This window comes from Crystallibacter permensis (assembly GCF_025960875.1).
In the GTDB taxonomy this organism is placed as follows: domain Bacteria; phylum Actinomycetota; class Actinomycetes; order Actinomycetales; family Micrococcaceae; genus Crystallibacter; species Crystallibacter permensis.
This window is the reverse complement of the sequence record NZ_JAODLR010000033.1, coordinates 17,252-27,019: the sequence shown is the minus strand read 5'-3', so window position 1 is coordinate 27,019 and position 9,768 is coordinate 17,252. Positions and strand designations below refer to the sequence as shown.

Below are 9,768 nucleotides of genomic sequence, written 5' to 3'. Positions count from 1 at the left end.
CACACCACAATTTAGTGGCTACAAACGGTGGTACAAAAGAGGGCTGATCACCCGGAACCACAAGGAACCAGGGCGATCAGCCCACGTAACTTCGGCCTAGCCGCACCCTGCTGGCGCTAGACGGTGTCAGCAAACGATTCCCCTCAACCAGGAGCGGCGGCGGCCGGCCCGCCCTCGATGGCGTCTCCATCGACCTTCGGGAAGGCGAGATCCTCGGTGTCCTAGGCCAGTCCGGCTCCGGGAAGAGCACCCTGGCCCGGCTGATCGTCGGGCTCGAGGCCCCCACCGGCGGAAGCATCACCCGGACACCGCCCACGACGAAGGCTGGAACCGGTCCGGCGGCCATCACGGTGCAACTAGTCTTCCAAGAGCCATACGACTCCTTCGACCCCAGAATGAAGCTGCGCACCAGCCTCGAAGCCCCTCTGCTGCAGTACCGCCACATCACAGCCGAGGAACGCAGCGAGCGTATCCGCGACGTCGTGCAGGAAGTAGAACTGGATCCCGCACTCCTGGACAGATACCCCGGCCAATGCTCGGGAGGCCAACTCCAACGGCTCACCATCGCCAGGGCGCTCCTGCTCAAGCCAGAAGTGCTGATCTGCGACGAAGCGTCCTCGGCCCTGGACGCCTTGACACAACGCAAGATCCTGGACCTGCTGTTACGCCTGCACCAGGACCGCGGGTTGAGTCTGGTCATGATCTCCCACGACCTGGACGTCATCCGGTACATGAGCCACAGGGTCGCAGTGCTTTATCAAGGCGCTCTTGTCGAACTGGCACCCACCGGCGATTTCTTCGCGAATCCACGGCACGAGCACAGCAAACAACTCGTAGCAGCGGCCGTCCCGCTTCATCCCGGTCCAAGCTCCGGTCGGGACAGCGAGACCAACCGCCCCCAGCCGTCCGCCATGCTGAATCGAGCCGATACTCTCGCTACTAGCTGATCACCCTTTCATCAAGCGACCCAGGAGGTCTTTCGATGCCGTTCCGCAGCTATCGGACCGAAACGCGCACTCTGCTGGGTACTCAACTGGTGTTCAACCTCGGGTTCTATGCCGTTGTGCCCTTCCTCGCCGGCGCCATGAGAACCGAATACGGGCTTGGTGTCACTGCAATCGGACTCGTACTGGGGGCCCGCACCTTCAGCCAGCAGGGAATGTTCCTGATCGGCGGCGTTCTAGCCGATCGGTGGGGCGCACGCAAGGCTATCCTCATCGGATGCCTGGTTCGCATCATGGGCTATGCGACGCTAGCCGCAGCCTCCGACTTCACCTTGTTCCTCCTCGGCGCAGTGCTGACCGGTGCGGGCGGCGCCCTGTTCTCCCCGGCGCTGGAGTCCCGGCTGTCCCATGCCGACCAGCCAGTTCAGGCCGGAAAGCGAAAGGCTCCCCGGTCTGTGTTCGTCTGGTTGGCGATAACCGGGGAAATCGGCGCCGTCCTCGGCCCGGTGCTGGGCTCGGTCCTGTTAAGTTGGAGTTTTGACGCCGCGCTGACCGCGGGCATTGGGATCTTCGCGGCCATGACGGCCCTGCTCTGGTACCGCCTGCCCACCGAGCACGCCCGCGAGCCGAATACTTCCGAGGCTGACCAAACGGGGACGGCCGCAGTGCCGCATTCTGCTCTCCGCTGTCTGGGTGACAAACGGTTCGTGCTGTTCTGCGTACTCGCCAGCACGAACATGCTCGCCTACAACCAGCTCTACTTCGCTATTCCCATCGAACTCAGCCGACGCGGCTTAGACGGCGCATGGCTGGGCGCGCTTTTTCTGCTGGCCTCCGCCCTGACCTTGCTCCTGCAACTGCCGGTCTCAGCGGCAGCCCAGCGACTGGGACCACGTCCAGCTATGACAATTGGATTCGCGCTGCTATCAGGCGCCTTCACCGTGACCGCCCTCACTTCGATGCACCCCGGCTCCGTCGGCAGCTCGCTGGTGCCGGTCGTTGTAACCGTCGGGATTCTGATCCTGGGCCACATGATCCTGAGGCCCACAATCCTGTCTTTGATCCCCACGTTCGTCGCTGTCCAAGGGCCAGTGGCGGCACGGGGCGCGTATTTCGGACTCGCGGCAACCTGCGGTGGAATCTCCGTATTAACAGGAAACGCTGCGCTAGGGCTCTTACTCGATCTGACCGATCAGAAAAACTGGTGGCCCGGCGCCCCATGGATACCACTGATCTTGCTTCCCTTCTTGGCAGCGATGGCTCTCCCCAGGGTACTGATCCACCGATCGAGTAAGCCATCGCGCTGGTCAGGCAACCGGAACCTGTCGGGAAAAGCAGGCTGACGATGTCCGAAGAGTGCCGCCGGTAGGGGCCACGCCGGAGTCTAGAACTAGCTAATCCGAACCAGGCAGCAGATCCGGCGGGCTGTAGTTCAGCGCGATCAGGAGTTCGGCCCGCGTCTGCGCGTCGGCCAGGTCCCGCCCCAGCAGCTCCCCCATCTGGCCGATTTGCCGCCGGACACTGTTGCGGTGCAGGCCCAGCGCCTTGGCCGAGCCATCCCAACTGCCGTTCGCCTCCAGCCACGCCCGCAGCACCCCCAGCAGTGATGCGGCGCGCTCCGGCTCCAGCTGCCGCAGCGGGCTGAAGCTCCGGTTGAACAGCATCGACCCCGCCTCCGGACCCAGCAGGCCGGTGACTGAGAACTCGACTTGGTCGGCCCTGACGCTGCGTCCGGCAACCTGTGCCTGCTGCCGCAGTGAAGTGGCCCGCCGGTAGGCCTCGGGCAGCTCCTGCAGTTCGGCCGTATCGGAAATGACAAGATGCCAGCCGAGTTTCTCCACCTCCGCCACCACGGCGTCGTCCACCCGCAGCCTGGTGATGGCAGCGAACCCGTATTCAGTGCTTTCCACCAGCTTCGTGTCGAGGATCCGCCGCCATTGCAACAGCCCGCGGACCGGATCCTCGCCCGCAGTCCCGTGCGCGGCACCCGCTTTTTCCGCTGGTTCCAGAGCCGGCCCGCCCGCCCGGAAGCCCTGGACCACGCGGAGGTCGGCATGGCGCGGAGCGGACACACTTTGCGCCACCAATCGGTCGAGCGCCTGCGAGCGCCGGGATCCCGCCGTCGTTGTTTCCGGGTGCAATAACAGTGCCGTTGCCAGTTGGCTGGGTGCCAGGGAGCCGACCGTGCGTTGACGCAGCAAGGCTTCCAGCAGCCCGACGGCGGTCTCGACAATGTTCCTCTCCACCGGCTCCAGCGGGTTGGCCGCACCGACAACGAGGGCACCCAGGTTGGCGTCCCGGGTGCTGCGCAGCGGATACCCCACCACCCGCCGGGCCCCGGGGGCGTCAAAGCTTTCCAGCTCGACCCGCGGACCGCTGCCGGCGAAGAGCCTGGCCAGCATGGGTTCCAGTTCCGCCGCCTCGGGCACGCCGCCCTGCAGTTGCGCTGGGACGGCACGGGAGCGGACACGTCGGTTGGCGCCGACCAGCACTGCCCACACCGGCACGTTCCGCATCAGCGCCTCCAGCAGTTCGGCCTCGGGCCGCGGGGTCAGCACGGCGCGCATGAGCTGCCTGTTCGCTTCCGAGAGCAGGCGCAGCACCCTGAGGTTCTCCGCCTCCAGCAGCCGGGCGAATTCGAGCCCCAGAGCAGCGAAAGGAACTTCTTCCGGAATGGCGACCAGGGTCAGGGAGTGCTTGCGGCAGGCCTCGGCCAGGGCCTGGGGGATATCGCTGAAATAGGGGCTGATGCCGAAGCCAAGGGCGCAGACTTTCGCCTGCACCAGCCGTTCGATGTACCGGTCCACGGCCTCGGGGGTCCCGCCGTCGTCGAGGAACGGGAGTCCGGCGGTCAGGACGAATTCGCCCTCCAGCAGGTACGGGGCGGGGTCTTCCAGCTCGCTCGGCTCGACCCAACGGACCAGGGCCGGTTCCGTAGCGCCCTGCCGGCCGTCGTGGACCACCGTCAGGGTGTCCGGCAGCCGGTCCAGGAAGCGTTCCAGCGAGACCGCCGCGAAGTCTCCGGCCGTGCTGCCGCTAAACTGGTCGGCGCCCGCCCGCACAGGCCAGCCGTCCTCCCCGCCGCCGGAGGATGGTGCAGAATGTCTCATGTGAGAAGAGTGTAGGCCATTTTGCCCCGGCTTGTTAGCTGTCTCACATGGCACGCTGGTGGAACGGAAGAAGCCTCCAGATTGGAACCGAGAATGATCGACACCCCTCCCGCAACGAAGCGCCGGGGCCTGCCCCTGGGCAGCCAGTTGCTGCGACGCAAGCCGCTCGGCCAGATGCTTAACGAGGCCGGTACCGGCGCTGACGGCAGTTCCGGCGGTCCCCGCCTGCGGCGCAGCCTTGGCGTCTGGCAGCTGACCATGATCAGCGTCGGCGCCACCCTGGGCACGGGCATCTTCGTGGTCCTCGGCGCCTCGGTTCCGCTGGCCGGCCCCGCCATCTGGATCTCGTTCCTGGTGGCAGGCTTCGCGGCACTGCTCTCCGCCATTTCCTACGCGGAGATGGCCGGCGCGGTTCCTGTCTCGGGCTCCAGCTACTCCTATACATACGCCACCATGGGTGAAGGAATCGCCTGGATCTGCGGCTGGTGCCTGGTCCTCGAATACGCGGTGTCCGTGGCCGCGGTGGCGGTCGGCTCCGCCGAGTACGTCAACGAGATGCTGCAGACGTTTGGCCTGTCACTGCCGGCCGCGATTGCCGCCCCGCCCGGCGCCGAAGGCGGGGTGCTGAACCTTCCCGCCGTCGCCGTCGTTGTCCTGGCGATGATCCTGCTGGTACGCGGCGCCAAGGAAAGCGCCTGGGTGAACACCGTCATGGTGGTCATCAAGATCGCCGTACTAATCATGTTCATCGCCATCGCGTTCACCGCTTTCCGCGCCAGCCACTTCGAAACCCTGATGCCGATGGGTGTGGCCGGGATGTCGGCGGCAGCGTCACGCCTGTTCTTCTCCTACATCGGTTTCGACGCCGCCTCCACCGCCGGCGAGGAAGCCACGAACCCGCAGCGCGATCTGCCCCGCGCCATCATTGCGTCCATGATCATCATTACCGGCATCTACATCCTTGTCGCCGTCGCGGCCATCGGTGCCCGCGAGTGGACCTGGTTCGACGGTACGGAAGCTGCCCTTGTGCAGATCCTGCAGGAGCTGACCGGCAACCCCTGGATGGCGTTGATCTTCGCCGTCGGTGCCGTGGTGGCGATCGCCAGCATTGTGCTCACCGTGCTGTACGGGCAGACGCGGATTTTGATGTCCATGTCGCGGGACGGCCTGGTACCCAAGGTCTTCGGCCGTGTCTCGCCGCGGACCGGAACCCCCGTGGCCGGAACGCTGATCGTCGGCAGCGCCGTTGCGCTCACGGCCGGGCTGGTTCCGCTCGGCGAGCTGGCGGATGCCACCAGCATCGGTACGCTTTTCGCTTTCGCGCTGGTCAACCTCTCCGTTATCTACCTCCGGCGCTCCCGGCCGAACCTGCCGCGGACCTTCCGGGTACCGTTCTATCCGCTGACCCCGATTCTGGGTACCGTGATGTGTATCTACCTGATGGCGAACCTCGGCTCCAGCACCTGGTGGGTCTTCGCCGTGTGGATGCTGGTAGGCGCCGGCGCCTACTTCGGCTACGGCCGCCGCAACTCACGGGTGGCGCAGCTGAGCCGCGGCGATTACGAATACCTCTCTGCCCAGGACCCGGCCGCGGAGCCCGCTTCGTCGGCGCCCGGCCGCTGATTCCCGGCACCCCCTCACCACCCGAGCAACCGAAAGCTAAGCATCATGACACTGGCCACCGAACTCCACGCCCCGGCCGCACCGGACGAGAATCCGATCACCATGCTGAACCCGGATTTCCCGTTCAGCTACGACCATTACCTCGCCCACCCCGCCGGGCTGGGCTCCGTCCCGGATCACCTCCACGGCACCGAGGTGGCCGTGGTCGGCGCCGGGCTGTCCGGGCTGGTGACGGCGTACGAGCTGATGAAACTGGGGCTGAAGCCGGTTGTCTACGAGGCAGGCACGATCGGCGGCAGGCTGAAGACGGCCGCGTTCCCCGGCGCTCCCGACGTCGTTGCAGACCTGGGCGGCATGCGCTTCCCGGTTTCCGGCAGGGCCTTCTACCACTACGTGGACAAGCTCGGGCTGGAAACCACCGAGTTCCCCAACCCCTTGTTGGGGCCCACCACCAGCACTGTCATCGAGTTGGGCGGGCAGAAACACTACGCCGAGCAGCCCGAAGACCTGCCGGAGTTCTTCCGCGAGGTGGCCGATGCGTGGAAGGCGGCGCTGCGCGAGCACGCATCCTTCGACGAAATGCAGCAGGCCATCCGGAAACGCGACACTGCACGCATCAAGGAACTGTGGAACGCGATGCTGCCGGAGTTCGACGAGCAGACCTTCTACGGATTCATCGCTGCCAGCCGCGCCTTCAAGGCCGCCGGGTTCGACCACCGCGAGGCCTTCGGGCAGGTCGGTTTCGGCACCGGCGGCTGGGACACGGACTTCCCCAACTCCATATTGGAAATCCTGCGTGTGGTCTACACGGACGCGGACGACCTGCATCGTGGCATTGTCGGCGGCGCCCAGCGGCTGCCGGAAGCGCTCTGGAACCATGCACCCGAGGACTGTGTCTTCTGGCCGGCCGGCACCTCGCTGGCCAGCCTCCACCGCGGTAGCGCCCGCGGTGCCGTCGCAAGCATCACCCGTAGCGCCCCCACGGACGAAAATCCCGACGGCGACATCGTCATCGCGGACAAGTGGGGCCACAGCGCCAGCTACCGCTCGGCGGTGGTGACCTGCCAGACGTGGCTGCTCTCCACCCGGATCCACACCGAGGAAGCGCTTTTCGAGCCGGGCGTCTGGACCGCCATCGAGCGCAACCACTACATGCAGTCCTCCAAAACCTTCGTGATGGTGGACCGGCCGTTCTGGAAGGACCGCGACCCGGCGACCGGCCGCGAAGTGCTCAGCATGACCCTCACCGACCGGCTTCCCCGCGCCACCTACCTGCTGGACAACGGACCGGATAAGCCAGCGGTCATCCTGCTCTCCTACACCTGGAACGACGACGCCCTGAAATGGCTTTCGCTCGATGCCGACGAGCGCGTGCGGCTGATGCTGCACTCGCTGGCCCAGATCTATCCCGGCGTGGACATCGCCTCGCACATTGTCGGCGAGCCGGTCACCGTCTCCTGGGAGGCCGACCCGAACTTCATGGGTGCGTTCAAAGCCAACCTGCCCGGCCACTACCGCTACCAGCAGCGGCTGTTTACGCACTTCAAGCAGGACCAACTGCCTGCACACCAGCGCGGCATCTTCCTCGCCGGGGACGATGTTTCCTTCACGGCGGGCTGGGCGGAGGGTGCCGTGACGACGGGACTGAATGCGGTCTGGGGCGTGGTCAACCACCTCGGCGGCAAGTGCGCAGAAGACAACCCGGGACCCGGCGAGCTGCTGGCGGAGCTCGGCCCGGTCGCTCTGGACTAAGGTAGGCCGTAGAGAATAGACTGGAAGAAGTTCTCGCAATGCAATAAAGAACTTCCGCAATACGAAAGGGACTGCTCCATGACGCAACTCCAGCCAGGAACCCCCGCTCCGTCCTTCACGCTGCCCGATGCCTCCGGCAGCAAGGTCTCGCTGGCCGACTACGCCGGCCGCAATGTGGTGGTCTACTTCTACCCGAAGGCCGCTACCCCGGGCTGTACCACGGAAGCCTGCGATTTCCGCGACAACCTGAACTCGCTGCAGGGAGCCGGTTTCGACGTCGTCGGCATTTCCCCGGATGAGCCCGAAGCGCTGCAGGCCTTCGCCGAGGCCGAGTCCCTGACCTTCCCGCTGCTCTCGGACACCGACAACGAGGTGGCCAAGGCCTACGGATCCTTTGGCGAGAAGGAGTTCAAGGGCAAGACGTTCACCGGGACGCTGCGCAGCACCGTCGTCGTCGATCCTGACGGCAATGTCCGCCTGGCCGAGTACAACGTGGACGCCAAGGGCCACGTGGCACGGCTGCGCGAATCGCTCGGCGTGAAATGACACCCCGTCAGGGCGTGTCTCTAATTCCTTGGTCCGAATGGTGATGCTCTGAGAACGGCTCCGCGGCGGTAGGTCACGGTCGATCGGATCTACTCTGAGGGCATTCAGAACCGGGGCGAACATTCGCGCGTCACCGTCTTGGCCGGGGCCGACCCGGATGACTAGCGGGCACACTTTTTCCCGTCGCAGCTTCGAGGATCGAACCGGAGCCCAATCAGTGCGGCCGTGGGCGGGGCAGCAGGTCCTCCTTCTGGTCCTGCTGCCCGGCTCCCGGCTGTGACTTATTTCAGTAGGCGGATGGAGTATTCGTCGACGTACTCGTTCCTTCCGGCTGCTCCGAATTCTCGTCCCGATGCCGGCTTTGCTTGATTCCACCAGAGGGCATCCGCAGGCCGAGGGAAACGGAAGCGGCTTTCGGTATCCGGTCAGTGGACAAGGGGAGGCTGCTTCTCGGGTACGTCATCCGTCCGGTTATCGTTCTGGCGGACTCGGGGGATGGCGAGAATTGCAGCGAGGCCGACGGCGGCAGCAATTGCCCAGATCGAGAAGTTGGTGAAGGTACCCAGTGCCGCAGCGACCAAGACGCCGCCGCCTGCGATGGCGATCACGGCGCCGATGCGGCCTACGCCCAGCATCAGTCCGAGGGCGGTTGCCCGGACCCGTCCGGGATAGTACGTGGCCAGATAGCCGTTGACGAGAATTTGCGCCCCCACGGAGCCGAAGCCTACAACTGCTACGAGCAGGTACATGGCCATCAACGGCATGGCGCCGGTCGCCATGAGCAACAGGGCGAAGCCCGATGAGGCGAAGGCAACGGCGGTCACCGGGCGGGGGCCGAAACGGTCGGCCAGACGGGAGGAAACGAGGACTCCGATGACCGCCCCGACATTGACTGTCAGCAGGAAGCTAAGTGACGAAGCCAGGGAATAGTTTGCCAGCACCATCAATTGGGGCAGCCAGGTATTTAGTCCGTATACCAGGGTCTGGCCCGCAATACCGGCTACACAGAACAGAACAGTGGCTGCCAGCACCTTGCCCGTCAGGATGGTGCGGAATCTGCCGGTTTCCGCGGCTTTGGTCTCCTTTTCCGTCATTGGTGCCGCAGGCTCCAACCCGTACAAACGCGTGATCTCCTCGGCTTCCGCGGTACGGCCCTTGGCCGCCAGGTACGCGGGCGACTCCGGAAGAAAACGAAGGAGTGCCGGAACCACCAGCAGCAGCGGAACACCACCGATGGCGAGCATGCCCCGGAAACCGATGGCCGGCATCAGTGCCAGCGACAACAGTGCCGCCAGGACGCCGCCGACCGCGTAGCCGGAGAACATCAGGGCATTGTTGAAGTTGCGCCGTGACGTTGCTGAGAATTCGACGGTCAGCGCGATCGCGGTCGGAATCACGCCTCCCAGGCCAAGACCGGCGAGGAAACGGGAAGCGCCGAAGAGTTCAGGCGTGGGCGCCCAGGCGCTCACCAGCATGAGCACGGAGAAGGCGACAATGGATCCGATGAGCACCTTGCGCCGCCCCACGACATCCGTGAGGTAGCCGATCATTATGGCGCCGAAAAACATTCCGGCCAGAGCGTAACTACCGATGGCTCCTGTCTGGACGGGAGTAAGTCCCCACTCCTGGTATGCCAGGAGTGCCGGGGTAATGGCGCCGTACACAACAAGGTCATAGCCATCGAAAACAATGGCCGTGAAACACAGACCCACGACGACAGCGGCGGAACGCCGGGGTGGAGCATGATTGGAGGACATGCGCGTCTTCCTTTCGGAAAATGGATTAGGGGTGTG

Annotated in this window: 7 protein-coding genes; 5 read left to right on the top strand and 2 right to left on the bottom strand. The window is 65.1% G+C overall.

Translation table 11 applies throughout. The features are described 5' to 3' along the window. The first annotated feature begins 107 nt into the window (after positions 1–107). Together B0G38_RS22040 and B0G38_RS22035 are read left to right on the top strand one after the other, a co-directional pair. The gene (locus tag B0G38_RS22040; RefSeq protein ID WP_319801281.1) at positions 108–947 is read left to right on the top strand and encodes an ABC transporter ATP-binding protein; all 840 of its coding nucleotides are present in this window, start codon (positions 108–110) and stop codon (positions 945–947) included. 35 nt (positions 948–982) lie between these two features. Further along, complete coding sequence (locus B0G38_RS22035) at positions 983–2,287, top strand: MFS transporter (RefSeq protein WP_264671448.1); 1,305 nt, start codon at positions 983–985, stop codon at positions 2,285–2,287. Positions 2,288–2,338: 51 nt separating this feature from the next. On the opposite strand, the gene B0G38_RS22030 is transcribed toward B0G38_RS22035, so the two are convergent. After that, a complete protein-coding gene (locus tag B0G38_RS22030; protein ID WP_264671447.1) occupies positions 2,339–4,054 on the bottom strand; it encodes a PucR family transcriptional regulator in 1,716 nt (571 codons plus the stop codon). Between the two features lie 93 nt (positions 4,055–4,147). Between B0G38_RS22030 and B0G38_RS22025 the strand changes: the two genes are divergently transcribed. The 3 genes from B0G38_RS22025 (at position 4,148) to bcp (ending at position 7,975) form a co-directional block, all read left to right on the top strand. Beyond that, positions 4,148–5,677: an amino acid permease gene (locus B0G38_RS22025; RefSeq protein WP_264671446.1), complete on the top strand. Its 1,530-nt coding sequence runs from the start codon at positions 4,148–4,150 to the stop codon at positions 5,675–5,677. A 45-nt stretch (positions 5,678–5,722) separates the two neighbouring features. Then, positions 5,723–7,429, top strand: coding sequence for a flavin monoamine oxidase family protein (locus B0G38_RS22020; RefSeq protein ID WP_264671445.1), 1,707 nt, complete (start codon positions 5,723–5,725; stop codon positions 7,427–7,429). A 78-nt stretch (positions 7,430–7,507) separates the two neighbouring features. Further along, positions 7,508–7,975 (top strand): thioredoxin-dependent thiol peroxidase, encoded by a 468-nt coding sequence (gene bcp, locus B0G38_RS22015; RefSeq protein WP_264671444.1) that lies wholly within the window; start codon positions 7,508–7,510, stop codon positions 7,973–7,975. Positions 7,976–8,400: 425 nt separating this feature from the next. Here the strand turns inward: bcp and B0G38_RS22010 are convergent, their stop codons facing one another. Beyond that, a complete protein-coding gene (locus B0G38_RS22010; RefSeq protein WP_264671443.1) occupies positions 8,401–9,732 on the bottom strand; it encodes an MFS transporter in 1,332 nt (443 codons plus the stop codon). Positions 9,733–9,768: the final 36 nt, after the last annotated feature.

Bases quoted from the DNA above. Each gene is read 5' to 3' on its own strand.
- B0G38_RS22035 (WP_264671448.1), top strand. From the start codon at position 983: ATGCCGTTCCGCAGCTATCGGACCGAAACGCGCACTCTGCTGGGTACT.
- B0G38_RS22030 (WP_264671447.1), bottom strand. From the start codon at position 4,054: ATGAGACATTCTGCACCATCCTCCGGCGGCGGGGAGGACGGCTGGCCT.
- B0G38_RS22025 (WP_264671446.1), top strand. From the start codon at position 4,148: ATGATCGACACCCCTCCCGCAACGAAGCGCCGGGGCCTGCCCCTGGGC.
- B0G38_RS22020 (WP_264671445.1), top strand. From the start codon at position 5,723: ATGACACTGGCCACCGAACTCCACGCCCCGGCCGCACCGGACGAGAAT.
- bcp (WP_264671444.1), top strand. From the start codon at position 7,508: ATGACGCAACTCCAGCCAGGAACCCCCGCTCCGTCCTTCACGCTGCCC.
- B0G38_RS22010 (WP_264671443.1), bottom strand. From the start codon at position 9,732: ATGTCCTCCAATCATGCTCCACCCCGGCGTTCCGCCGCTGTCGTCGTG.